This window comes from Granulicella paludicola (assembly GCF_025685545.1).
Taxonomy (GTDB): Bacteria; Acidobacteriota; Terriglobia; order Terriglobales; family Acidobacteriaceae; genus Granulicella; species Granulicella paludicola.
Genome location: NZ_JAGSYC010000021.1, coordinates 74736 through 100078, shown reverse-complemented (window position 1 = coordinate 100078; position 25343 = coordinate 74736). Strand labels below are relative to the sequence as shown.

General features: G+C 58.2%; 22 protein-coding genes and 1 tRNA gene. 12 read left to right on the top strand and 11 right to left on the bottom strand.

What is annotated here, in order from left to right; genetic code table 11:
- Nucleotides 1-214: 214 nt before the first annotated feature.
- On the top strand, nt 215-2464 hold the full coding sequence (gene katG, locus OHL14_RS04950) for a catalase/peroxidase HPI (protein WP_263378216.1): 2250 nt from the start codon (nt 215-217) through the stop codon (nt 2462-2464).
- 95 nt (nt 2465-2559) lie between these two features.
- Nucleotides 2560-3306, top strand: a complete 747-nt coding sequence (locus OHL14_RS04945; protein WP_263378215.1) for a dienelactone hydrolase family protein — start codon at nt 2560-2562, stop codon at nt 3304-3306.
- Nucleotides 3307-3537: 231 nt separating this feature from the next.
- Here the strand turns inward: OHL14_RS04945 and OHL14_RS04940 are convergent, their stop codons facing one another.
- Nucleotides 3538-4341, bottom strand: coding sequence for an ABC transporter ATP-binding protein (locus OHL14_RS04940; protein ID WP_263378214.1), 804 nt, complete (start codon nt 4339-4341; stop codon nt 3538-3540).
- On the bottom strand, nt 4338-5117 hold the full coding sequence (locus OHL14_RS04935) for an MlaE family ABC transporter permease (protein WP_263378213.1): 780 nt from the start codon (nt 5115-5117) through the stop codon (nt 4338-4340). Before OHL14_RS04935 ends, OHL14_RS04940 begins: the two co-directional genes overlap by 4 nt.
- A gap of 82 nt (nt 5118-5199) precedes the next feature.
- Here OHL14_RS04935 and OHL14_RS04930 point away from each other — a divergent pair, with 82 nt between their 5' ends.
- The 6 genes from OHL14_RS04930 to OHL14_RS04905 all read left to right on the top strand — a co-directional run bounded on the left by OHL14_RS04930 (nt 5200) and on the right by OHL14_RS04905 (nt 13355).
- A complete protein-coding gene (locus OHL14_RS04930) occupies nt 5200-6348 on the top strand; it encodes a zinc-dependent alcohol dehydrogenase (protein WP_263378212.1) in 1149 nt (382 codons plus the stop codon).
- Nucleotides 6345-7301 carry a squalene synthase HpnC gene (gene hpnC, locus OHL14_RS04925; RefSeq protein WP_263378211.1) on the top strand — a complete coding sequence of 319 codons (957 nt, stop codon included), beginning with the start codon at nt 6345-6347 and terminating at the stop codon, nt 7299-7301. Before OHL14_RS04930 ends, hpnC begins: the two co-directional genes overlap by 4 nt.
- Complete coding sequence (locus OHL14_RS04920; protein WP_263378210.1) at nt 7298-8251, top strand: phytoene/squalene synthase family protein; 954 nt, start codon at nt 7298-7300, stop codon at nt 8249-8251. The genes hpnC and OHL14_RS04920 overlap by 4 nt, the downstream gene beginning before the upstream one ends.
- On the top strand, nt 8248-9666 hold the full coding sequence (gene hpnE / locus OHL14_RS04915; protein ID WP_263378209.1) for a hydroxysqualene dehydroxylase HpnE: 1419 nt from the start codon (nt 8248-8250) through the stop codon (nt 9664-9666). The genes OHL14_RS04920 and hpnE overlap by 4 nt, the downstream gene beginning before the upstream one ends.
- 147 nt (nt 9667-9813) lie before the next feature.
- Nucleotides 9814-11970 carry a DUF1800 domain-containing protein gene (locus OHL14_RS04910; protein ID WP_263378208.1) on the top strand — a complete coding sequence of 719 codons (2157 nt, stop codon included), beginning with the start codon at nt 9814-9816 and terminating at the stop codon, nt 11968-11970.
- A gap of 41 nt (nt 11971-12011) precedes the next feature.
- Nucleotides 12012-13355: a DUF1501 domain-containing protein gene (locus OHL14_RS04905; protein ID WP_263378207.1), complete on the top strand. Its 1344-nt coding sequence runs from the start codon at nt 12012-12014 to the stop codon at nt 13353-13355.
- Between the two features lie 8 nt (nt 13356-13363).
- Here OHL14_RS04905 and OHL14_RS04900 read toward each other — a convergent pair whose 3' ends face one another.
- From OHL14_RS04900 to OHL14_RS04865, 8 genes are all read right to left on the bottom strand, one after another.
- Nucleotides 13364-13768 (bottom strand): EamA family transporter, encoded by a 405-nt coding sequence (locus OHL14_RS04900; RefSeq protein WP_263378206.1) that lies wholly within the window; start codon nt 13766-13768, stop codon nt 13364-13366.
- The gene (locus OHL14_RS04895; protein WP_263378205.1) at nt 13765-14208 is read right to left on the bottom strand and encodes a DMT family transporter; all 444 of its coding nucleotides are present in this window, start codon (nt 14206-14208) and stop codon (nt 13765-13767) included. Before OHL14_RS04895 ends, OHL14_RS04900 begins: the two co-directional genes overlap by 4 nt.
- Nucleotides 14209-14394: 186 nt before the next feature.
- Entirely contained in the window at nt 14395-15873 is a 1479-nt protein-coding gene (hpnJ, locus tag OHL14_RS04890; protein ID WP_263378204.1) for a hopanoid biosynthesis associated radical SAM protein HpnJ, read from the bottom strand.
- Nucleotides 15874-15997: 124 nt separating this feature from the next.
- On the bottom strand, nt 15998-17365 hold the full coding sequence (locus OHL14_RS04885; RefSeq protein ID WP_263378203.1) for a TolC family protein: 1368 nt from the start codon (nt 17363-17365) through the stop codon (nt 15998-16000).
- A gap of 17 nt (nt 17366-17382) precedes the next feature.
- The gene (locus OHL14_RS04880) at nt 17383-18312 is read right to left on the bottom strand and encodes a tetratricopeptide repeat protein (RefSeq protein WP_263378202.1); all 930 of its coding nucleotides are present in this window, start codon (nt 18310-18312) and stop codon (nt 17383-17385) included.
- Nucleotides 18313-18356: 44 nt separating this feature from the next.
- Entirely contained in the window at nt 18357-19550 is a 1194-nt protein-coding gene (locus OHL14_RS04875; protein ID WP_263378201.1) for an efflux RND transporter periplasmic adaptor subunit, read from the bottom strand.
- 233 nt (nt 19551-19783) lie between these two features.
- On the bottom strand, nt 19784-21607 hold the full coding sequence (gene recJ, locus OHL14_RS04870) for a single-stranded-DNA-specific exonuclease RecJ (protein WP_263378200.1): 1824 nt from the start codon (nt 21605-21607) through the stop codon (nt 19784-19786).
- 12 nt (nt 21608-21619) lie between these two features.
- Nucleotides 21620-22081: a hypothetical protein gene (locus tag OHL14_RS04865; protein WP_263378199.1), complete on the bottom strand. Its 462-nt coding sequence runs from the start codon at nt 22079-22081 to the stop codon at nt 21620-21622.
- Nucleotides 22082-22201: 120 nt separating this feature from the next.
- Here OHL14_RS04865 and OHL14_RS04860 point away from each other — a divergent pair, with 120 nt between their 5' ends.
- The 4 genes from OHL14_RS04860 (at nt 22202) to OHL14_RS04845 (ending at nt 23409) form a co-directional block, all read left to right on the top strand.
- Nucleotides 22202-22480: a DUF507 family protein gene (locus OHL14_RS04860; RefSeq protein WP_263378198.1), complete on the top strand. Its 279-nt coding sequence runs from the start codon at nt 22202-22204 to the stop codon at nt 22478-22480.
- A gap of 41 nt (nt 22481-22521) precedes the next feature.
- Nucleotides 22522-22797: a DUF507 family protein gene (locus OHL14_RS04855; RefSeq protein WP_263378439.1), complete on the top strand. Its 276-nt coding sequence runs from the start codon at nt 22522-22524 to the stop codon at nt 22795-22797.
- A gap of 120 nt (nt 22798-22917) precedes the next feature.
- Nucleotides 22918-22994, top strand: a tRNA-Glu gene (locus OHL14_RS04850).
- Nucleotides 22995-23250: 256 nt separating this feature from the next.
- On the top strand, nt 23251-23409 hold the full coding sequence (locus OHL14_RS04845; RefSeq protein WP_263378197.1) for a hypothetical protein: 159 nt from the start codon (nt 23251-23253) through the stop codon (nt 23407-23409).
- Nucleotides 23410-23501: 92 nt separating this feature from the next.
- Here the strand turns inward: OHL14_RS04845 and OHL14_RS04840 are convergent, their stop codons facing one another.
- Entirely contained in the window at nt 23502-24794 is a 1293-nt protein-coding gene (locus tag OHL14_RS04840) for a TlpA family protein disulfide reductase (RefSeq protein ID WP_263378196.1), read from the bottom strand.
- Nucleotides 24795-25343: the final 549 nt, after the last annotated feature.

Below are 25343 nucleotides of genomic sequence, written 5' to 3'. Positions count from 1 at the left end.
CATACAACCGTACGCAGAAAATCTAACAATCGGCTGTCCAATTTCGACGAGTCGGTCCGCCGCTCCAAGTCACCAAATTCAGAACGATCCCAGCACGGCACCTGGTCAGCACAGATGCTTTCTCCCTCCCTCTAACCTGTGTTCCGAGTGATCGGAGAAGGACACACACGTGCTTCAGATAAAAGACGACAAGACCAACACACAATCTCATTCCATGACAGGAAAGTGTCCGTTTGGCGGTGACCGTATCGGCGGTGCCGCAGGTACGCCGCCTCAGCTGCCAGACTGGTACCCGAACCGCCTGAAGGTGGAGCTTCTCCATCGAGATGGTCCTCAGGCTAACCCACTAGGAACGGACTTCGATTATGCCGAGGCCTTCAGCAAGATCGACCTTGAGGCGCTCAAGCAGGAGATCAAGCAGTTCCTCACCTCCTCTGTCGCCTGGTGGCCGTCCGACTACGGCAACTACGGTCCGCAGATGATTCGCATGGCCTGGCACGCGGCAGGAACCTATCGCATCGCTGACGGTCGCGGTGGCGCTGGCGAAGCCCTCCAGCGCTTCGCTCCGATCAATAGCTGGTGGGATAACGGCAACACTGACAAGTCGCGCCGTCTCATCTGGCCGATCAAGCAGAAGTACGGTGCCTCTCTTTCCTGGGGGGACCTGATGATCCTCACCGGCAACTGCGCCCTCGAAATCATGGGCTTCCCGACCTATGGCTTTGCCGGCGGTCGCCGTGATGCGTGGGAGGCAGACACCTCCACGTATTGGGGACCTGAGGTCTGGGATCCCAACCACATCTCATCCTTTGACAGCATGGTCAACCGAGACAAGCGCTGGCGCGGTCAGAACGGTGATCCAGACTATGACCTTGAGAATCCCCTCGCTGCCTCCCACCAGGCTCTCATCTACGTGAACCCGGAAGGTCCCTATGCCAACGGCGATCCGATGGGATCGGCCCGGGACATTCGTATCACCTTCACCCGGATGGCTATGAACGATGAAGAGACGGTGGCACTCATCGCTGGTGGTCACGCCTTTGGCAAGAGCCACGGCATGGTCCCCGCCGACAAGATCGGTGCTCCGCCGGAGATGTCGCCCATTGAGGCCATGGGACTCGGCTGGCACAATCCCAAAGGCACCGGTTCTGGTGCCGACACCATGACCAACGGTATCGAAGGCAGCTGGACCCCCAACCCCACCCAATGGGACAACAGCTATCTGGAAAACCTCTTCAAGTTCGAATGGAAACAAATCAAAAGCCCCGCGGGTGCCTTGCAGTGGACTCCCGTCAGTGCAGAGGCTCCAAAAACGCCTGACGCCCACATCCCCGGCCAGATGAACTCACTGATGATGATGACCAGCGATATCGCTCTCAAGACCGATCCCGAGTACAAGAAAGTCTGCGAGAAGTTCCTCAACGACTTCGATGCCTTTACGCAGGCCTTCTCCAAGGCCTGGTACAAACTCACCCACCGCGATATGGGCCCACGAGAGCGCTATCTCGGTTCGGAGAAGAGGCTCGAAAACGGCCTTCTTTGGCAGGATCCTATTCCGCCACTCGATCACGACACGATCAGCGACACTGATATCGCCTCTCTCAAGCAATCGATCTTGGCGGCTGGCGTATCGACCTCGGATTTGGTTTTTACCGCGTTCTCGGCAGCCTCCACCTATCGCAATAGTGACAAGCGTGGTGGTGCCAACGGTGCCCGTCTCGCACTCGCACCGCAGAAAGACTGGTCCATCAACCGCCGTACCGTCCCCGTCATCGCCGCCTTGCGTAAGGTACAGGATGACTTCAACAGCAAGTCGACAGGGAAGGCGAAGGTCTCACTCGCCGATCTCATCGTCCTCGCAGGCTGCACGGCGGTTGAGAAGGCTGCCGCGGATGCCGGAGTTTCAGCTTCTGTCCCCTTCACACCCGGTCGCCGCGACACGACCCAGGAGCTGACCGATATCGAGATGACCAACTGGCTCAAACCGGTTGTCGATGGCTTCCGCAACTATACCGACGAGAACTTCGCCGAGATCTCCAGAGGGGTCGCCCCCGAGGAACTCTTTCTTGATAAGGCCCAACTGCTGACTCTCAGTGCACCCGAATGGGTAGCGCTGGCAGGTGGCCTGCGAGTGATGGGAGCCAATCACGATGGATCGGACTTCGGCGTCTTTACCGATAGGGTAGGAACACTCACGAATGACTTCTTCAGCGTTCTTACCAGCCCGGACTACGAGTGGAAGAAGCAGGACGGATCGGGTATGACCTTCACACTTGAAGATCGCGCCACGGGCAAGCCCCACTTCAAGGCGTTACGGAACGACCTCGTCTTCGGCTCAAACAGCCAGCTCCGCGCCGTCGCCGAGGTGTATGCCAGCAGCGACGGGCTGCAGCGCTTTGTGACAGACTTCGTCAAAGTTTGGAACAAGGTTATGATGCTGGACCGCTTCGACGTTCACCAGTAAGAACCATCGGCGCAGCCGGCTCTGGCTGCGCCGATGACTCATCATGCCTGCCCCTGTTATCTTGAGAAAATTGGACTTGGCGTACACTTGTCCGCATGATCGTCATCGACACCGAGCACATCGACCTCGACACCCCCACCGGGGTCATGCGCACCCACATCGTCCGCCCAGCGGCTCCCGGTAACTATCCCGGAATCATCCTCTACTCCGAGATATTTCAAGTTACAGCTCCCATCCACCGCACCGCCGTCCAGCTCGCCAGCTACGGCTACATTGTCGCCGTTCCCGAGGTATATCACGAGTACGAACCGCTCGGTACAGTTCTCGGCTACGATCAGGCTGGTTCCGACCGCGGTAACGCCCTCAAGACCACCAAGCCCCTCGCCAGCTACGATTCCGACGCCCGCGCCGTCCTCGACTACCTGCCCACCCGCCCCGACTGCAACGGCCGTCTGGGCGTCATGGGCATCTGCATGGGCGGCCACCTCGCCTTCCGCGCCGCCATGAACCCCGAAGTCCGCGGCGCCGTCTGCTTCTACGCCACCGACATCCACAAGGGCGGTCTCGGCGAAGGCATGAAGGACGATTCCATGGCCCGCGCCGGAGATATCAAGGGCGAACTTCTCATGGTCTGGGGCCGCCAGGACCCCCACATCCCCACCGAAGGCCGCATGGCCGTCCTCCACCGTCTCAACGAGGTCGAAGCCAAACTGAACTGGCACGAAGTCAACGGAGCCCACGCCTTCCTCCGCGACCAGGGCGTCCGCTACGACCCCGAACTCGCCCGCTCCATGTTCGGCCTCGCGACCGATCTCTTCCACCGCACCTTAGCGGTCGGTTAAGCCCGAATCCTGTCAACCCCCAAATCCTGCAACCGCCTGATTCAAAGGCAAATAGAGTTGCACATTCACTACTCCCAATCTTCTATAATTGAGATAGAGAGTTAAACCAAAAGAGCAGCTCGGGATCCGCTCCCGTGCTGCTTTTCTTTCTAGACTTCAATGAGCAAAAAACACACTTAACCTGAACCGGATCAATACTTTAGCACTGAAAGTATGGGGGGGAGGGGGTCCCTAGCTGATGAACGATCGCAACCACGGATCGTCAGTCCGAACCAGCTCTTCAGTCGATCCATCGAACACGACATGCCCTTCATTCAGCACCAGAAACTGCGTGCTCGGATCGATTCCGCCATCCGGAATCGGCTCCATGTGTCCAGTTTCCTGATTGAACCGATGCGTCGCCAGCGTAAACGCATCCTGCAAACGATGCGTAATCAACAGGGATGTCGTCTTCGACACATCGCGCTGCTTCACGACCAGCTCAATGATCGTGTTCGAAGTAATCGGGTCCAAACCACCAGTCGGCGAGTCGTAAAGAATCAAATCGGGCTTGCTCACAATCGCCCGAGCAATCGAAACGCGTCGTCGCATTCCGCCGCTCAACTCCGAAGGAAATTTGTCGATCGCCTTCTCCAGTTCGACAAACCGCAACGCCTCGACCACGCGATCATGCGTCTCCTGCACAGGGCAATGCTCCTCCTGCAGTCGGTACGCAACGTTGTCTTCGACGCTGAGCGAATCAAACAGCGCGCTCTCCTGGAACACCATCCCTACATGCGCTCGCATGGCAAACATCTCGTTTTCAGTCAGCTTGCTCAGCTCCTGTCCGAAGATGAACACCTCGCCCTCATCAGGCATCATCAGACCATTGGCGATCTTCATCAGAACGCTTTTGCCGCCGCCTGCAGGCCCAAGAAGAATGCGCGTCTCACCGTGAGCAACGGTGAAACTCACATCGTTGAGAACCTTGTTCTCGTCAAAGTGGATCGAGACGTGACGGAACTCGACGATAGGCTGCGAAACAGGCTCACTCATCGGCCGAAGATCCCGATCATCAGCTGCGTCACCAGAAAATCGCAAAGAATGATGGACACCGAAGCGACCACAACCGCCTGCGTCGTCGATTGACCGACGCCTCGCGTTCCGCCCGTCGTCTTCAGACCGTAATAACAACCCACCGTCGCGATGATGAACCCCGAAAAGAGCGGCTTCACCAGGCCTTCCACCACATCGCCATACTGCAGAGCCATGTAAGAGGTATGCAGAAATTCGCCAGCGTTCAGACGCAGCAGCAGCACTGAAACCGCAGCGCCGCCGGCGGTACCGCAGGCATCCGCGATGATCGTCAGGAAGAATAGCATCACCACAGAAGCCACAAGTCTTGGCGCCACCAGCTTGCGAATAGGGTCTGTGCCCAGCGCGCGCATCGCGTCAATCTGTTCCGAGACCTTCATCGAGCCTAGCTCGCTTGCCATACCGGAAGTATTTCGACCGGAGACCATCAGTCCAGTCAAAACCGGCCCGAGCTCCTTCACCATCGACAGGGAAACAAGCCGCCCGGTCATATTGACCGCGCCAAACTCCTTCAGCGAAACGGCGGCCTGCAACGCCAGCACGCAGCCGGTAAAAAAGCCCGTCAGCACCACAATCGGCACCGATCCAAAGCCGATCGAGTCCATCTGTGTAAAAGTGTCCGCGATGTAGCGCGGCTTGCTGAACAGATTTCCGACAGCGCGGGCAGAGAGCAGCGAGTACTCTTGCACCGAACCGATGATCTTTTTTGCGAGCGCTTCTGGGGAGGCGAATGGCATGGGTCGATTAAGGCTCAGGTTATCAGATGCAGCATCCTGTGGATCGCGTCACAAAGCATCCCATGGATGAGAAAATAGAGAGATGGCCAACCAAGTCTCATACTCCGGTCAGATCGATGTACCAGGCAAGACGATGACAGCCGCTGTTCTGCGTGGCAAGGAAGATCTTGCGATAGAGCAGGTCGCGGTTCCTGTTGCAGGACCCGGCGAACTCGTACTCCGCGTAGGTGCTGCGCTGACCTGCGGAACCGATTTGAAGGTCTATCGCCGCGGCTATCACGCCAAGATGCTGACGCTCGATCGCCTGTTCGGCCACGAACTCGCTGGAACTGTGGTGTCAACAGGAGAAGGCGTCACGCGCTTTGCCGTCGGAGATCGTGTGGTGCCGCTGAACTCCGCGCCCTGCGACATCTGCTTCTTCTGCAAGGCAGGTCAGCAAAACCTCTGCGACGACCTGCTCTTCAACAACGGAGCCTACGCCGAGTACATCCGTATCCCCGCGCGGATCGTCGAGAAGAATACGCTGACTCTCCCGGAGTCGATGCCGTTTCAACATGCCGCGCTGACGGAGCCGCTGGCCTGCGTAATGAGGGGACTTGAGCAGTCGGACGTAACGGCTGGACAGACAGCGATTGTCCTGGGTGCCGGACCTATTGGGCTGCTCTTCATTCATGCGGCCTCGCTTCAGGGCCTAAACGTGATCGCGGTGGTTAAGCGTAAGGATCAGATCGCTACGGCCGAGCACTTTGGAGCTAAGCAAGTCGTTCGGCTCGCAGATGTCGAAGACCCCATCGCGGCAGCCCGCGCGCTGACGCCGGAGGGTCGCGGTGCAGATGTCGTCTTCGAAGCCGTAGCCACGCCGGAGGCCTGGCAGTGGGCCGTGCAATTGGCGCGCAAGGGCGGTCTGGTAAACCTTTTCGGTGGGCCGCCCGCAGGAACCATTGCAGCGTTCGACACTAACCTGATCCATTACTCCGATTTGAATATCAAGGCCAGCTTTCACCACACACCTTCCACTGCGCGCGCGGCGTTCGATCTGCTCTGCTCTGGACGTTTCTTGTGTGAAGACTTCCTTACAGGTTCGTCCACGCTTGAAGAATTACCTGAGGTCTTCCGCGGTATGTTGACGCGACCAGCCGAAGGCACAGCACCGGAGATCAAGATCGCGATCTATCCGCATCCGCATGCCGGTGTCCCAGCCGCCGAGGCAGTGGCCGTGGAGGTCGCATGAGCGCTGTAGTCGATACTCAGTTGCTCGGTGCACCGGAGCTCTATCGCACGCCGACGCAGCGTCCCTCGCTGGAGGAAGCGCAGGCCTGGTGCAAGACACTTGCGACCACGCACTACGAGAACTTCCACGTGGCAACGTTTTTTCTACCAACGCAGTTGAGACCCCACTTCCACAGCGTCTATGCCTTCTGCCGCACGTCGGATGACTTGGGAGACGAGGTCGCGGACACTGCGACGGCCACGCGCTTGTTGAGCGAGTGGCGTGCGATGCTGCACGAATGCTTCGCAACACCGGCACTTTCCAGGCATCCAGTCTTCGTCGCCTTGCAGCCGACCATCGCTCAGCGCAACCTGCCGATACAACCCTTCGACGATCTGATCTCCGCCTTCGAACAGGATCAGGTTTACACGCATCATGCCTCGCTCGCGACGCTCGAAGAATATTCCCGTTATTCTGCAAATCCTGTTGGGCGACTTGTGCTTCTGGTTTGCGGGTATACCTCCGATGAGTTGATGCGGCTGTCCGACGAGATTTGTACGGGCCTGCAACTTGCCAACTTCTACCAGGACATCGTGGAAGATGCCGAGCGTGGTCGGCGCTACATTCCAGCGGATGCGATGGAGCGTTTTGGTGTGTCGAATGAGCAGCTCCTTACGCGATACTTTGACGCCAATGTTCGCGCCATGATGCAGTTCCTCGTCGACGACGCTCGAGCCCGGCTCATTAGTGGTCAGCGCATTGTCACCCTTGTCGATGCCGAGCTCGCCGCAACGCTATCGCTCTTCGTCAAGGGTGGTCTTGCGATCCTCGATGCAATTGCGGCTCAGGATTACAACACGCTGAAGGCGCGCCCCGTTGTGACGAAGGTAGCGAAGTTGAAGCTCCTCGGCGGCGCGCTGCTGGGGAAGCTGACGGCGAGTCTGCAACCGTCAAGTCGAAGGAAGGCTGCATGAGTGCGACGATGACCGAACCCCAGAGTCCTTCGCTGGTCGCAGCGTACGCAGAGTGCCGTGCGATCGCCAAGCGCGAAGCTAAGAATTTTTACTACTCCTTTCGCGTGTTGCCGCAGCACAAGTCAGATGCGATGTGTGCGATCTACGCGTTCATGCGCAAGGCCGACGACCTGAGCGATGATGAATCGATGTCGCTCGACCAGCGGCGAGCAGCAATGGCCGCATGGACGGCAGACTGGCGCGCCTCGCGGTCTGCGCCGACCAGCGATCCCGTCTTTCTCGCAGTGAACGATTCGCAGAAGCGGTTTGGCATCACCGATGAGTTGCTGGAGCAGCTCGTTGCTGGAACTACGCTCGACCTGCAGTCACAACCAGAGGGCGTCGTGCTGTACGAGATGGATGGCAAGACCCTGCAGGTCTACGAGAGCTTTGCGGCGTTGCATCATTACTGCTATCTTGTGGCTTCGGTCGTGGGACTCGTCTGCATCCGTATCTTCGGCTATACCGACAGGAAAGCCGAGCAGCTCGCCATCGACACCGGCGTAGCGTTCCAGCTGACCAACATTCTGCGCGATGTGAAGGAAGATGCCGAGCGCGGGCGTATCTATCTTTCAGCAGATCAGCTGCGTGAGAACGCGGTCGATCCTTCGCGCATCCTAGAGTTGGCGAATGGCGCGACCATTCAGCCGAACGAACTGGCTCTGCTGCGTGGCTTTGAGCTGACGGCGCAGACGTTATACCTGAGCGCCGATCGTTTGATCCCGCTGCTCGATGCGGATTCACGGCCAGCGATGCTGGTATTGGTTCGCATCTATCACCGTCTGCTTGATCGCATTGCTGCTGATCCTGCGGCCATCTTTCGTGAGCGTGTGTCGGTTCCGACGTCGCAGAAGCTGTCGATTCTCGGCGTGGGTGTTGCACAGTCTCTGCTGACGCGAGTACTGGGATGACGAGCGCGAATCAACCCGAGGTGCTGATCGTAGGAGCTGGACTCGCTGGACTCGCGGCAGCGGTGGCGCTGTCGAAGCAGGGCACTCGCATTGCCTTACTGGAGCGTAAGCCCTATGTCGGAGGTCGCGCCTACTCGTACGCGCATCCAGCTCTCGAGGAAGTCATCGACTCGCAGCATGTACTGCTTGGATGCTGCACCAACCTCATAGACCTCTGCCAGCTTTCGGGAGCGGACAAGCATATCCGCTGGTATGACCACTACAATTTTCTAGAGCCAGGCACTGCTGGTGGGCCCGCGCGCAGGAGCGTGATTGGCCCGAGCGGTCTACCTTCGCCAGGACATTCGTCGCTGAGTTTTCTGCGGGCTTCGATGCTTTCTCTTGCAGACAAGAGTCGCATCGCGCTAGGGCTGCTGGAGTTTATGCGCGGCTATCCTGCGACCGACGACGAGTCGTTCGCCGCCTGGCTGAAGCGAACGAAGCAAACGCAGAACGCGATCCTTCACTTCTGGGAACCGATCATCGTGGGTGCTCTCAATGACACCTTCGATCGATGCTCAACTCGTTACGCAGGGCAGGTTTTCTACGAATCCTTCCTGAAGTCCGCGCAGGGTGGTCGGCTCGGTATTCCTGCGCAGCCTCTCTCGGAGTTCTATGCGGCGGTGGCCGATCTTGCAGAACAACAGGGAACCGAGATGCATCTGCGTACAAGCGTCGACCGCATCGAGCGGCTGAGCAATGGCCTATGGCAGACGACGGCCTCCGATGGCACGCGGATGCAGGCACCGAAGTTGCTGCTGGCGCTGCCGTTCGAGCAGGTGCAGCGGCTGCTGGTGACGCTTGACGAGTCGTCGCCGCAGCGCGAGAGAACGCTGCCGCTGATGCAGCACTTTATTCATGCTCCGATCACGACGCTGCACCTGTGGTTCGATCGCGAGGTGACAGAGCTGGAACATGCAGCGCTGCTCGAGACGCGGATTCAGTGGGTCTTCAATAAAACGCTGATTCGTCGCTTTGAGCCGGCGCCGGCTGATTCGTTGCCCGGGCAATATCTTGAGCTCTGTATCAGTGCTTCCTTTGCCGAGTTGCACGATACGCGTGAGCAGCTCCTCGCATCTTCGCTCGAGGAACTGGCACGATTCTTTCCGGCGGTGAAGCAAGCGACACTGTTGAAGTCAGGCATCTTGAAGGAGGCGCGGGCTACCTTCTCTGTGGTGCCGGGACTCGATCGCTATCGCCCGGCGCAGGATGTTGCTGGGGATGGCCTCTATCTTGCGGGTGACTGGACGCAGACAGGTTGGCCTTCGACGATGGAGGGCGCGGTTCGCAGCGGACGGCTTGCGGCAGAGAAGATCAGCGGTCGTTCGTTCGTAACGGCTGACCTTCCCGGAAGTGGACTGATGCGACTGCTGTAAGCCCCCTCGTGCTGCGCTGGAACTCGCCTCGAAATAAAACAGAGAATATTCAAAACTAAGTTGGAAGACTGGGTTTAGTGTTGCTAACGACCCTTTCTGCCAACCGATCTCGTTTTGTGTCGCGTTGCGAAATGTGGAGGCTGCTCTATGCTGCATTTGCGTTTGTTTCGTGCGTCACCGAAGACCCCATCGGCGACCGCACTTCTTGCCCTGGCGTTTCTTGCAGGTTGTTCGGGGGGATCGACCGGCTCCGGCAGCACGCCCTCCGTGACGGTTGCGCTGAGCGGCGCGACAACGGTGCGCCTTAGTGAAACGACGCAATTCGCCGCGATCGTCAGCGGCAGTGCAAATACTGCGGTTGTATGGGAGGTGAACGGCGTTGCCGGGGGATCGAACGCTACAGGCACAATCTCGTCTAGCGGTTTGTACACGGCGCCTGCCGCCATGCCTGGTACGACCTCGGTGACGGTTTCAGTTGTCAGCGCGGCATCGGCTACCGCGACAGCTACGGTAACGGAAAGCCTGCTGAATCCAATTGCTGTGCTGAGCAGCACAACGGTCACGCAGGTTGGCAGCACTCTCAGCTACAGCATCGATGTAATCGGAAGCAATTTCGTATCCGGCGCGGTGATCCTCGCTAATGGAACGGCCTTAACGACTACGTATGTTTCGTCGACGGAGCTGCAGGCGACTGTGAACGTTCCAAGCGGCACGACGACTCTCACCGTCATGGTGAGTAATCCGAATCCCGGCGCGGTCAACTCCTCTGCGTTGACGGCGAACCTCAGCTATGTGGCAGCGACCCCAACCGAGGCCGCACGGTTCCTCGATCAGACCAGCTTCGGTCCCACGGCAGCGAGTATTGCGCAGGTGCAATCCGTCGGCATGAATGCGTACCTGATGCAGCAGTTCAACATGCCGACAACAGTGCTCGCATCGATACCGGTAAGCCCGTTTCCAGCGGTCTGCCTTTCCAGCAACACAGCGTATCCCTGCGCCGAGTCAGAATGGTGGACGACGGCGATCACAGGGCCGGACCAGTTGCGTCAACGTGTGGCGTTCGCCCTGTCGGAGATGTTTGTCGTCTCGACGCAGTCGATTCCCGGGCAGGCGATTCCGCAGTTCCACAACGCTCTGGCAAATGACGCTTTCGGTAACTTTGCAACGATCATGAAGGACGTCACGCTTTCGCCTGCGATGGGCGGCTACCTCAACATGATGAACAGTGCAGCGCCGGCAGCAGGACAGATTGCGAATGAGAACTACGCACGTGAGAACATGCAGCTGTTTACGATTGGCCTGTATGCATTGAATCAGGACGGCACGCATCAATTGGATAGTATGGGCGCGCCGATCCCAAGCTATACGCAGGCGCAGGTGCAGGCCTTTGCTCGCGCTTATACCGGATGGACACTTGCAAATCCGGGTGGCGCAGCAGTGACGAAATTTCCCAACAACTCTGGCGATTACAACGATCCGATGGTGGCAGTGGCGAAGTATCACGACACCACGGCGAAGACACTCCTGAATGGCACAGTGTTGAATGCTGGCGGTACGGCTGAGCAGGACCTTGACGGAGCTCTGGGGAACATCTTTGCTGACTCGAATGTCGGGCCGTTCGTTTGTACTCAGCTGATTCAGCATCTCGTCACCAGCACGCCAAGCCCGGCGTATGTCTCACGCGTAGCGGCGATCTTTGCAAACAACGGCAACGGAGTTCGTGGCGACATGCAGGCCGTGCTTCGAGCGATTCTTATGGACACCGAAGCAAGAGCCGGTGATACGAATGCCAGTTATAACGGCGGTCATTTGCGTGAACCCATCTTGTTTATGACTGCGATGATGCGGGCACTCAACTTCACAAACGCCGATCCGAATGGCGCCTACTACAACCTTTCCAACTACACTACGACTCTTGGCGAACGTCCCTATCGCGCCAACTCGGTCTTCAACTTCTTCCCGCCGGACTATGTGATTCCGGGTACCACCTTGAATGCGCCGGAGTTTGGCAATGAAAACTCGGCAACCTCGATCCTGCAGCTGTCGCTGGCAGACTCCATCGTGAACAATAAGATCGCGAGCTTCACAGTCGATCTTTCGAACACAAGCGCACTGGGTGTGATGGCTACGAATCCAGCGAACTTGACGGACTATCTGGGCAAGGTTTTCATGCACTCGCAGATGCCGGCAAACATGCGAACGACCATCATCAATGCCATCACGCCGCTGACCTCGAACGCCCAGCGTGTTCGGGTTGCTGTGTATCTCGTCATCACGTCCTCGCAGTACAAGATCATTCACTAGCTCGCTCGAAGCTATCTTCGAAGCGAAAGGAAGCAGGGCTTATGCAACTTCGTCGCCGCAGCTTTATCAAGTACGCTTCACTCGCAGCAGCGGGCAATCTTGCCGGGATGCGTCCGTTCGGAGCGCTGAACGCGCTAGCGGCTACCACGCCGGACTACAAGGCGCTGGTTTGCATCTTTTTATACGGCGGCAATGACGCAAACAATATGGTCATCCCGACAGATACTGCCGGATACGGCCGCTATTCGTCGGTGAGAACGGCTGGCGGCAGTTCGATCGCGCTTGCGCAGAACACGCTGCTTGGGCTGAATGGTGTCAACTACGGTTTGCATCCAAGCCTGCCTGAAATTCAGTCGCTTTATAACAGCGGAGCGGCTGCGCTGATTACCAACGTCGGCACACTGACCCAGCCATTGACGAAGGCGCAGTATCAGGCTGGTACGGCGAATCCGTCGAACCTCTATTCGCATCCTGATCAGCAGGAGGAGTGGCAGAATGCAGCGGCGAGTGGGGTTACCACGACCGGATGGGCGGGCAGAGTCTCGGACGTATTGAGCGGCAGCTACAACACCAGCGCGACAATCCCTATGGTGACCTCGGTAGCAGGCGATACGCTTTTCTGCAATGGCGTTTCAACGACGCCTGTGTCTGTGTCGCCGGGAAATCTCGGAGGTGCATCGTGCTCGGAGGGTTCGGAGTGCAGCGCACGGCAGACCGCAGCCCAGTCGCTCATCACCTTCAACTCCGGCGTGTCTCTCATTACTGCGGACGACCACATCACCAGCAATGCGTACAGCTACGCGGCGACATTGACGGCAGCGACGAAGTCGGTGACACCGTTGACAACAGTGTTTCCAGCAACGGGGCTTGGGGCGCAGCTAAAGCAAATCTCGCAGATCATCCAGGTGCGTGCTGCCTTGGGAGTTCAAAGGCAGATTTTCTTCTGCGGCATCGGAAACTTCGACACGCACTCGAATCAAGTAGCGCTGCAGGCTTCACTGCTGTCGCAGATCAGCCCGGCGATGCTGGCGTTCTACAACTCGACCACGGAGATGGGCATTGCGAACCAAGTTACATCATTCACGATGTCAGACTTTGCGCGCACCTTCCAGCCAAATTCGAACACTGGAACCGATCATGCGTGGGGATCGCACCACATTGTTTTCGGTGGCGCGGTCAAAGGCGGAAGCCTGTACGGAACCTTCCCGTCACTAGTACTGGGCGGGACAGACGACTCAGGAACGAACGGTCGCTGGATCCCCTCAACAGGCAGCGTTCAGTACGCAGCGACACTGGCAAGCTGGTTCGGTGTTCCGGCAAACCAACTCGCTACGGTGTTTCCAAATATCGGCACGTTCGCTACAGCAAATCTCGGCTTCGTATAGGCTCCAGCCTAACGCGAGATGAGTATGACGCCGACGATGACGAAGACGACCGCAAGCCAGCGACGGTGATCGACCGCTTCACGCAAGAACATCTTTGCAGCGATGGCGTTGCCGATATAGGTGAGCGATGCGATGGCCGGGGCTGCGAGGGTGAGGTCTGCATTACTGAGAGCGTAGAGCATGGCGAAGAAGTTCAAAGCCATGCAGAGCGCACCGATCACGAAGCTGCCGTTGGTGAGGACCGCACGGATCGCTCCGGGCAGGCCACTGTCCGCGCGGATGACGTCCAGGTCTCCGATCGAGCGCATGCCAGCGGCGATGAGGACCTCGCCGGCGACTGCGAGCGCAGCAACAAAGGTAATCGCTCCCCAGACGTGGAAGAGATGCGCGGTCGTTTGCACAGTCGGGCTCACAGAGCCACCCCGGAGTCCATCTGGTCGAGGCCGGGATGTTTGGGGTCGCCATGCTCGGTGCGTGCCGGGCCCCCAGCAACGAAGCCGACTGCGCACACAATGATGAGGATACCGAGCCAGCGAGACCAAGAAAGAGTCTCATGCAGCCAGAAGCGGCCCAGCAGGGCAATGACAACATAGTTCAGCGAGGTGGCGGGCATCAGGAAGGTGAGATCTGCCCAGCTTAGAGCCTGTGTGTAGCAGGCGAAGAAGCCGATGAGCAGAATGATGCCGATCACGATGTAGGGATTGAAGAGCGCGTGAAAGAGTAGCCCGAGATGATGCGGGTCAACAGCGCCTATCTGCGACATGCCTTTGGAGAGCAGAGTGTCTCCGATAGAGGCGCTTAGCACGATGGCTGCGAGAATTCCATACTGCGACGAGGATAAAGAATGCTTCATGAATAGGATTTAGATGATGGCTGGGCCGCAGTAGGCGCAGGGCCTGGACTGGAACTTTTATCGTAAATCAGAGTCTTGGCCTGGCATCAGCTATAACTCTTATAGGTCTGCGGTCCGATCTACCGGGGAAGACAAACAAAAGCGGCAGGCCGCAGCCCGCCGCTTTCATTCGAGTGCTTTCAACTCTTAAGCGTTCATGCTCACGGATTCCTGAGCCTTCAACGCATTCTCTTCAGCCTTCGCGCGAGCAGCCTTATTGCGCTGCGAGCGGAGCTTCATGAAGGCTTTGGCTTCGACGTAGAGACGGGGAACATCGCGGTTCACGATGGCCTTCCACACAACGCGGGCTGCAGCCTTCGGGCGGAAGTAATACTCGTCGTAGAACTTGTGCACCATCTCCATGACGTACTCGGTGGGCAGGCCGGGGTACTCGATGTGTGCCATCTGGTGACCGCCGCCATCCTCCATCTTTTCGTTGGTGATGAAGTCGTTCTTCTTCGCGTAGTCGTAGAACTCGGTGCCAGGGTAGGCGTGCGCGACGGAGACCTGGATGGTCTCGCAATCGAGCTGCTTGGCGAAGTTGATCGTGTTGCGGATCGACTCCTTCGTCTCACCGGGCAGGCCAAGGATGAAGTCGGCGTGGATGATGAGTCCGAGGTCATGGCAGTCCTTGACGAACTCGCGAGCGCGCTCGACGGTGGAGCCCTTCTTGATGTTCTTCAAGATCTGCGGATCGCCAGACTCAAAGCCGACGATGAGCAGGCGGCAGCCCGCATCCTTCATGGCCTTCAGTGTGTCGCGGTGGGTAGTGGTACGCGAGGTGCAGGACCAGGTGATGTTCAGCGGCTTGAGCTTTGCGCAGAGCTCGATGGTGCGGTCCTTCTGGATATTAAAGGTGTCGTCATCGAAGAAGAACTCCTTGACGTGCGGGAAGTTCTCCTTGGCCCAGGCGAGTTCGGCTGCCACGTCATCAGTGGAGCGCTTGCGCCACGCGTGACCCGAAAGCGTCTGCGGCCATAGGCAGAAGGTGCACTGTGCCGGGCAGCCGCGAGTGGAGTAGAGCGAGATGTAAGGGTGGAGCAGGAACGGCACGTTGTAGTTGGTGACGTCCATGTCGCGCTTGTAAATCTTAGTCGCCCAGGGCATTGCGTCGAGGTCTTCGACCTGCGGGCGATCGGGTGTGTGCTGGATAACGCCGTTCTCGTCTTTATAGGAGATGCCGAGAATCTCGTGGCGCGGCTTGCCGTTGGCGTACTCGACGACGGTGTAGTCGAACTCGCGGCGGCAGATGAAGTCAAGGGCTTCGCACTCGTTGAGCGCGCGGTCGGGGTCGGTGGTCACCGGGGGACCGACGAAACAGATCTTGATGGTCGGGTTCGCCTTTTTGATAGCGCGTGCCAGAGCGTGATCGCCCGACCAGCCGACGGTGGAGGTAAAGAGGACGAGGAACTCGTAGCTCTTGGCCATCTCGATGGTCTCTTCCGCGCTCACGTGGTGGGGCGGGGCGTCGAGGAGCTTGGAACCCTCGAGCATGCCGGCAGGGTAAGCCAGCCAGACGGGGTACCAATAGGACTCGATCTCACGGGTCGCGGGCCAGCGGGAGCTGGCGCCACCATCAAAGTTTTCAAAAGAAGGCGGGTTTAGGAAGAGTGTCTTGAGTGGCATATCAACACCTAGTTTACCATTTTCTGCCGGTCAACGCCGGGTTTTGGGGTGGAGGAATCGGCTGGGGAGTAGAACACCGGAATAGGTTTGAGAGTGTTTGATCAGGAGGGACGCGCACTGCGAATCAATGAGTTACGGGCAGAGCATCCTGTGCACGGAGCGCCTGTTTGAGCCAGTCTCCCAATTGGCCATTCTGGCGTAGCAGTCCGATTTCCGCCTGCTGCAGCTCCTGCTCGGAGGTGAGCATGTCGACGGTCTTCTGGCGCTCCTGCAGTCGAGCGTTTTGCTCGTCTTTGGGGGTCATCATCGGGCCGCTGCCTTCGGACGAGCTGCTGCTGTTGAGCTGGATGAGAATCGCATCAAGCTGCTCTTGCGCAATGGAGCGGTCGAGGTGCGCGATCTCGCCCTTGGCGGAGAGCTCGGCGAGAGAACGCTGAGTCTTTGCACGACCCTCGAGAAACTGGACGCGATTGTTTTCAGCCTCGGCCATGGCGCGGATAGCCTCCGCCTGCGACTCGCGGGCGTGGGCCCGGTGCTCGTAGTCGAAGATAGGGATCGTAATCTCTATGCCGGCGGAAAGCGCGTTGTCCGAGTGCTGATTGACGAATCCCGGGTAATAGAGCGAGTAGCTGGTGTGCGACGTAGAAATACGGCTATAGTTCGCGCCGAAAGCAACCTGCGGATGGTAGCGGTAACGTGCTTCGCCAAAGGCGGATTCCTGCTTGCTTTTCGCGACGGCAAAGGCGGACTGGACGCCATAACTGTCATCGCTGGCAAGTTGAATACTGGATGGATCGGGAAGGGGTGGCACCGACTCGCTGACCGTCGCAACGGCGGTTCCGGGCAGCCCAAGCAACTGGCTCAGATGCTGTGTGAGGTTGGCGATCTCGTCCTCGTTGTTTAGCGTGGCCAGGCGAATCTGGGCAGCGGCGCGTTTGGCCTTGAGCAGGTCCATGCGGTTGTCCTGCCCGGCGTCGAGACGCTGTTGCACGATCGTAGCCAGGCGGTTTGCGTAGAGAGATTCGTCCAGCATAGCGGCGTGGCGGCGCTCGGCATTGTTCAGGTTCAGATAGGTGACAACGGTGTCCTCTGAGGTCACCGCCTGCGCGTCGAGTAAGGCCAGCTGCGCTGCCTTTAGACCATCATTGGCCGCACGCACGTTGTCCTTCTGCGAGAAGTCGAAAATTAACGAGTTACTGGCAAGACTGAAGACGACAGGGACACTGAGCGGCACGCCGGTGGAGGCGCCATAGCCGCCTTTGATACCGACACTCGGGATATACACGTCGCGTGCCTCAGAGACGACGGCCTCAGCTTTGGCGACGCTTGCGCGTGCCATGCGGACCCGGGGATCGGCCTTCAATGCCAGATCGACGGCGGCGGTCAGCGACATCTGGGCAGAACACGCAGTCGCCGAGACGGCTAGAAACGCAGCCCCGAAGGCCAGCCGTGTGATTGAACGCCGCGTCGAGCTTGTAGGTTGCGATGTCATACTCAGTTTCAAGTGTCTCAGAGTTCCTGTAGCGCCCGCCTGGCGGGAGCATAATTTGATGCGAGAGCGAGGGCCTTGTTGAGTTCGTTGGTGGCGCCTGTCTTGTCGCCATTCCTATCCAGGATCTTGGCGATGAGCACGTGGACCTGGATGACTGGCGCTTGATCAGTCTTCGCGTTGCTGGCAAGGTACTGCTGCAGGGCCTTTAAGGCGGCGTCAGGCTGTACGTTCATATCGATTAGAAAGCTTGCGCCATCGACGAGAGCGTCATCCTTAGCCTTATCCGCAGCAAATGCATGTTGAATGGCGTCAATCGCTGGGTTGGTCTGCTTCCGGCGCTTGAACATGCCACCGAGATCGACCCAGGCATCAGGTGCATTCTTGACCGCAATCGCGGCACGGTACTCTCGCTCTGCGGTGCCGTAGTCCTTCTGCTTCTCGGCAGCCCGACCACGAATACGGTGCGCGAGCTGTGGATACTCTCCTTCGACCGTGCCTGCCAGAGCCAACGCCTTATCGAACCCGCCGCCTACAACGGACGGCGCGCCAGTGTAGTACTCGGCGAGATCGTTGATCGCCTCTCGATTGTGGGGGTCAAGGTTCACCGCTGACTGAAAGGCATCTCGCACCCGAAGGGCCAGCTTGATGCCTGTGAGCGGCCCAGCATTATCGGCTTTTACGCCATAAGCCCGACCCAGCCAGTCCTGCACGACAGCGCTGCGGGGATTAAGCCTGACAGCAGACTCGCACTCGCGTACAGCCTCGTCCAGTGCTCGCTCGGCGAGATAGGCGCGGCAAAGCAGAAGGTGAGCGTCTCCGTCATTCGGGTTGGCAGAAAGCTCGCCTTGCAATAAATGGATGGCATCGTCTACGCGGCCATCGACAAGGATGCGTTCAGCGTTCGCTGACGGCGCAGCGGTGGCAGCGTAGCAGCCGGTCGAGGTCATTCCAGCCAGCACAACAGAGCAAGCGAATCGATGGAAATGAGTGATCAGTTTTCAGCCTTTATGTGGAGGCCGTCGCTGAGGTCCCCTTCGGTTGTCGGATTCAGGGCGACCTTGTCACCCTCTTTCAGCCCGCCTGTGATCTCTGCGCTGACCGGGTTGACGACGCCGACCTGCACAGGGGTCTTCACCAGTCGATCTCCAATCACACGGTAGACGTAGTTGCTGCCGCTGTCGGTGTGTAGCGCCTCATGCGGCAACAACAGCACGTTCTTGTGCAGCAGGGTGGTCACCTTGATGGTCACGTTCGTATTCGGCAATAGATCGCCGTGCGCATCGTCGACCGTAATCAGACATTCGCCGACGTTGCGCGTGCCGTAGGTGATGATGGTGGTCGGTGCTTCAATGATATGTCCGTGCCACATGAGATTCGGCTTGGCATCCCAGACGATCTCCACGGGCTGACCGATAGCGAGACGGCCTACATCCGGCTCGTCGAAGTAGGCGAGCACCTCCAATTTGGAGAGGTCGGCCACATCGAGCAGCGCCTCGCCTCCCTGAACGAAGTCGTACTTCGATACCGGAATGGCATACACTGTGCCGTCGAAGGGTGCTTTCACATCAACCGCTGCGAGCTCTGCTCGCGCGGCGGCGAGTCCAGCCTCGGCTTGCGCGACCTGTGCCTGCTGCGTGCTCAGATCCTCGGCGTTGTAGCGGCTGACGCGTCGCGTCTGCAACTGGTTCACCTTCATGTCGGCGTCCGTCAATCGCTGCTGGGCGTTAGCCACCTCGTTTTGAGATGCCGCCCCCTGCGCGTGAAGCCGCTTTGTCGTCTCCAGCGTGGCCGCAGCCTGTCGCTGCTGCTGCAGCGCGGCGTCGAGATCGCTTTTGGAGGAAAGACGCTCGTCCTGCGTTCCGCCTCGGCGCATCGCATTCAGTTGCGACTGCGCGGAGGCAAGTACCGCCTCCGCAGCTGCAATATCTTTGCGGGCGACCGAGTCGCTCATACGTATCAGCGATTCGCCAGCTTTGACGTTCTGGTTGAGAGAGACAAACAGGTCTCTAATCTCGCCGCCCACCGGCGCATGAGCCTGAAAGTCCACGGAGGGTACGACTTTACCGTTGGTCGAGACCGTGCGCGTGATATCGCGGCGCTCCACCGAGGCGACGCGGACCGGCAACCGCTGGCTGCTGTTGCGAATGTAGAACAGGACGGCGACTACCACCAGCGCCAGTGTCACCCAGAGCCACACTCTTGATCTTGATCGAACTGTATCTTGCTGAGCCATAATCAGAACTTAACTATATAAGACGAGCCCTTTAACTGCCCGAGCACACAACAGGGCGCACAAGTGCTCGCGGGCAGCGATTGAAGAGGCAGAAAACCTGCTGTCAAAAGGATAAGACGCGCGAGAGTCGTGGATCGAAGCAAACAATTTACAGGTGTCACGGATGGTGCATCCTTCGGCACGGCTCAGGCGATCTTGGAGCGTCTCAGGCCGAGAATTTCCATCTCCCAACCGCCGAAGTCCGGATGCAGATTCTCACGCAGACGGAAGGCGATGTCCATATGGTCGCCTTGTTTCCAGCCTTCAAGCTGCGCAAGTTCGACCCAGTTGGTTCTACGTCCCCACGCCATACCACCGAGGCTCGAACCGTCGTCGGGATCTTCCACTGAGACGCGCAGATGGCGCTCCTTCACCGCGCGTGGTGGCTTGCAGAGACGTACGCCGCGGCTGACAAACAAAGGCTCGGGGTTATCCATGCCGAAGGGGCCGAGCTGCTCCAGGCCTCCGAGGAAGTCGGCGGTGATCTCACCTAGTCGAATCTCTGCGTCGTATTCAATCTCTATCGGTGTTGCCATAATCGCCATGCCTGCGGCAGAGCAGGCGATCATGCGTTCACGCAGCAGTGGCACGCGGTTAGAAGGAAGCGCGAAGCCGACAGCATGCGCATGTCCACCGAACCGTGTCAGCAGCGAGTCCGCGCCATGCGCCACGGTGAGTGCATCGAGCAGGTGAAAGCCGTGGATCGATCTCCCTGAGCCATACGCGACGCCGTCTTCGTGCGTCATCACCAGAGCCGGCCTGCCGGTACGGTCGACGACGCGCGACGCGAGGATGCCAATGACCCCTCGATGCCATGCCTGGCTCTCTCTATCGCCATCGTCGAGTACGAGGCACGGAGGCAATTCGCTGGCAGAAGCCAGAATATCAATCTGGGCCTCTATCGCGCGCAGGGCCTCGGCCTCGGAGGCGCGGCGGTCGTCGTTCAGGCGATGCAGCTTCTGGGCGAGTGTCTCGGCCAGCACGGGATCTTTGGTAAGGAAGAGTTCGACGACATCGGAGGCGATGTCCATGCGACCAGCTGCGTTAATCCGTGGCGCGAGCCGAAAGCCCACATCTCCGGCAGAGATTGGGCGCGCGGTGTCGATCTGTGCGAGCCCCAGCAGCGCGCGCACGCCATGCTGCGAGGGCTTCCGCAACTCGATAAGCCCCATGGCTGCGATGGCGCGGTTCTCTCCGGTCAGTGGCACGGAGTCAGCGATGGTCGCTACGGCAAGCAGCTTGAGGAAAGAGGGAAGTGTCTTCTCGCGAAGGCGGGCTCGGTCAGCCTCAGGAGTCACGCTTTCCAGCAGCGCCTGCGCCAGCTTGAAGGCCACTGCCGCCCCGCAAAGATCCTTGTAGGGGTAAGTGCAGCCGGGCTGGTTGGGGTTGACGACGGCGATGGCGTCGGGAACTCCAGCATGGTTGTCCGGAAGATGGTGGTCGGTGACGATTAGATCGAGGCCGACCCGTCTCACTTCCTCCGCGGCGCGGAACGCACGGATGCCGGTGTCGACACTGATAACCAGCCGGACACCCTCGGCCGCGGCCTCTTCGATGCGCGTCTCCTGCATTCCGTAGCCTTCACGGATGCGGTGGGGAATGTGATAGCGAACGTCAGCCGTGACGCCGAGCGCTGCGGCCGCACGTTCTATTGCGGTCTTAAGCAGAACAGTCGCGACCGTACCGTCTACGTCGTAGTCGCCATAGATCAGGATCGGCTCACGCACCGTTAGCGCGGACCTCAGCCGCGCCACGGCAGCGGGCATCCCGAGCATCAACAGAGGATCGTGCAGTTGACGTAGCGAAGGATGCAGAAACTCTCGGGCCGCATCCGCATGGGAGAATCCCCGCGTGACCAGCAGCCGCGCGACTGCCTCAGGAAGGTCAAGCTCTCTTGCAAGAGTCTCGGCCGAACCCGCTGGCTCCTGTCGCAATATCCATGTGTCAACGGGCACTGATGCTGGGTGCATTTCGGCGGCAGACTAGTCTTCGTCGCTATCGTCGACGAGCAGGTGGCCGAAGTCGGCTACGGAGTCCATCAGCTCCTGGAACTGGTCATACCACTCGGTTGCGGTCTCATACAGAAAGATCACGCCGCCGTGCGCGAAGCCAAGCTGAAGATAGCCGATCTTGCCGACGTGCTGCATCAACGCCTGCGCCTCAGACGCCAGTTCGGGAGCATCGGTGGCAAAGCGCTGGTCACGCGCCTGCGCGATCAAGGTCGAGACATCTTCGGGCTCGAGCAGCACATCGCTCATGGTGAGGAACGGAGCGTTGGCCGCCTTGGCATGCTCTACAAAGTCTTTCCAGCCGTCGACGTCATCCTCCTCAAATAGGACGGTGGGGATGTCTTCGGGCACAAAGCTATTCATGCGGCGCAGACCGTGCCCCGCAATAAACGCGATCATGTCGTCTTTAACTGCTGTCAGATCGTCAAATGCCATAAAACCTCTATCCAGATAGACTCCCATTCTCGCAGATTCGGGGCGGAGATGCGGCACTGCGCGTCGAGTTTCGCGCCCTTTGCTCTCAGCCCCTTGGCAGGTGCTAAACTCGGAGAGCCTATGATTTTCTCGAAGGATTACGTCGCTTACCTTGCACGGCAGACCCAGAAGCATCTGGTGGCTGCGAAGATGATTAAGACCGACAAGACCGCGCTGGTGGATGAGCGCGTATCGAACGCCTTGATCGAAGAGCTGGCACTGGAAGACCGCATCAACGAAGAGGTGCGCGTCATTCTAGAGGCCTTCCAGGATGATATGTTGAAGACCGGCGCGAGCTACCCAGAGATGTTCAAGAAGGTAAAGAACGAACTCGCGCGCAAGTATAAGGCGGTGCTATGAGTGTAATGCGCGGAGCTCCGGATGTCCGGTCGTCCAACACGATGCGAATCTCTGACGACAAGGTGAACAAGCTCGCCCACGTGGTGGCTGACACGCTTGCCGAAATCGACGAGGTGGAGTTTCTCGAAGAGCGCAACATGATTCGGCAGGAGGCCCGCAAGGCCCTGCAAAAGTTGCTGCTCGAAGAGGTCAAACTCGACCAGGCAGCGCGTCGCAAGATCGCGTCACAGCAGCGTATCATCCCGGAAGGCTCGCAGGAGTGGGATATCCTGTATCGCAAGTACTACAACGACGAGGTAAAGAAGCTCGGGCTGTAGGTCGAGCTTCGCCATCGTGTGGCCGAACGGTTTGGCGTCGTCTTGCTGTCATCGGTCTTTGATATACACAAGGCTCTTTGCTATACTCGAAGAGTTACAGCGGTTGCTCAACCGTTCTGTGGCGTTATGGTGTAACTGGTTAACACGTCGCCCTCTCAAGGCGAAGAGTCCGGGTTCGAGCCCCGGTAACGCTACCAAAATACCCCTATAAATCAACGGTTTGAAGGTAGAAGAGGAAGACCCGTCGTTTGCCGTTTTCGTTCTGGTGGCACTTTGGTGGCACTATTGTCGTTGCCGTGCGTGGTGTAAATTCACTGATGCAGGCTGCACTCCGTGTGAGCGTAAAGTATCCTCCAAGAACTTCAGACCTGTCGCCGGAACACAATCAGTTCAGAGACGCCGCGCTGAGATGGGAGCCACCCGGCAACTCGGCGGTAGAATAACCGCGAGTCAATGCCTACAGAAATTGTCCGTCATCTATCGCCGGAGGAGCAGGAACTTGCCAGGAATCGGCAGGAAGTCGCCATCCTGCGCGCCGAACTCGCTGCATTTGAGGGGCGCTACCTGCGGGAAGTCGGCATACTTTATGCCGCACTTGACGCACCGCTATAAGAGATATCTCTTACGGTGTTCCCTCAAGAAGAGAAGCCCGGTGCATTGCCCGCACCGAGCTTCTTTTTCTGTTGACTCCTCGAATGAGGCTACTACTTCTGTCCTAGTGTCGGCTCTGCAACAGAGGCTGTCTGAGCAGCAGCGTTTTCTGCGAGTAGCTTCTCTATCTTCGCAGTGAACTCCTGTTGTAGCTGGCTGTTGAATTCGCCGCTAGCCTGCGAAGCGAATCCGGAATGAACACCCTTCACAAGTCCGTCACGACCGACGAAGATCGTGGCCGGCCAAGTGTTTAGATTGACCGCCTGCGGGACCTTCTCCCACATCTCTGAAGGCGCGCCAGCAGTCAAATACGTGTATTTGACGCCGTACTCCTTGATAAAAGCTCGTTCGCGGGCAAGCTTGTCCTGCTCTTCGGGCTCTTCAAAGTCCAGCGCCACAATAGCAAGACCCTTGTCGCGATACTTTTTATCGAGTTCTACAAGAAAGCGAGCTTCATCGTGGCAGTTAGGGCACCATGTGCCCGTAACGATGGCAAGAACCACCTTCCCTTTGAATCGCGGATCATCGCTGGATACAAGCTTGCCATTCTCATCGGGGAAGTTGAATGAAAACTTCTCACTGGCACTCCGGACTGTCGTGTGGGTGTCGAAGTTGTCCGGCTCAGGAAAGCCCTTGGCACGTGCCACGTCCGGACGGTAGGCAATCAGCTTGTCGCCCGCATAGGCTTCAGTCGAGCCGTATTGAGGAGCCTTGTCTTCCGCCGCCTTCGCCTCAGGGTTCTCACCAGCAAGAGCTTTCTTCAAAGCTTCGTTATGCTGGACGACTTCCAGAGTTCCATCCCGCCTCGCAGCTATTTCAATCACGCCGGGGCGCGATCCGTCGAAGTGGCTCAGTATCCACTTGCCATCTTTATACGTGCCACTATAAGCACCGTTATCGCCGTCAATGCGCAGAATCGAAGCCTCGGCATCCGCGCCGTTTTGCCGCACCACAAGATGGAAGGACTTCTCACCCTTCGCACTCGGAGAGTCAAGCGGCAGCTCCCAGGTTCCCGCGATGGAGGGGACATTTACAGATTTCTCTGACACATCCACGTGGCGCGTCGCCTCAAAACCATAGTTGAGACGATATCCCGGCCCGCGTAGCGCAACGTCTCCAGTGAATGCACCGTTCTTCAACGTAGCAGTGATCGTCGTGAGATAGTGTTCGGACTTCAACACAAGCACGCCATCTCGATAGGACGCGGATGTCGTCTCTTCATAGGGTTTGGACCCGTCGTAGAAGGTGCCCTTGAGAGTAGGGCCCGATCCTGCGATATCGAGTCTGAACGGAACAGCAGGCCCATTGTTAGTAAGACTGGCGTCCCAGCGTCCATCTATGGGCAATGCAGCAGTATTGAATTGCGCAACCATTGCGGACGAACCGAAAGTTGCAAGGACGAAGGCAAGACCAGTGCTTCGATTTAAAATTCTCATCGGCTGATTCCCTTTCTAGTGCATAAAAGTTGTCGACGCTCTTGTCGGCGCGATAGACGGAAGCTACTGACCGGCATATATCTGCGTGACATAGCTGGCGATGGATCGCGAAGGAATATGGTGCCCTCGAACTCCGTTCTGCATTTGCAGGCACGGATATTTTCAGGCAGGAATTACAAATGCGATGAGATTTGGGAGCGACTTAAAAAGAAATCCCGCACCAGGAAAGCTCACTGGGCGGGCATGTCAATCTGTATATGAATCTGTGCGATTACATACTGCAGGTTTGAGCACGATATTCCCGTACGCCAGCGGAGACGCATGACGAACAACAATACGGGCTGGGAATGAATCGCATGAATCAGAAGCTACTATTGCCGCTATGGCTTGTCAAGGGTGTTATTCAAACCAGAAGCTGCCTTCCCTCGATGTAATCGTGATGAGCGCAAGCCAGTCTTC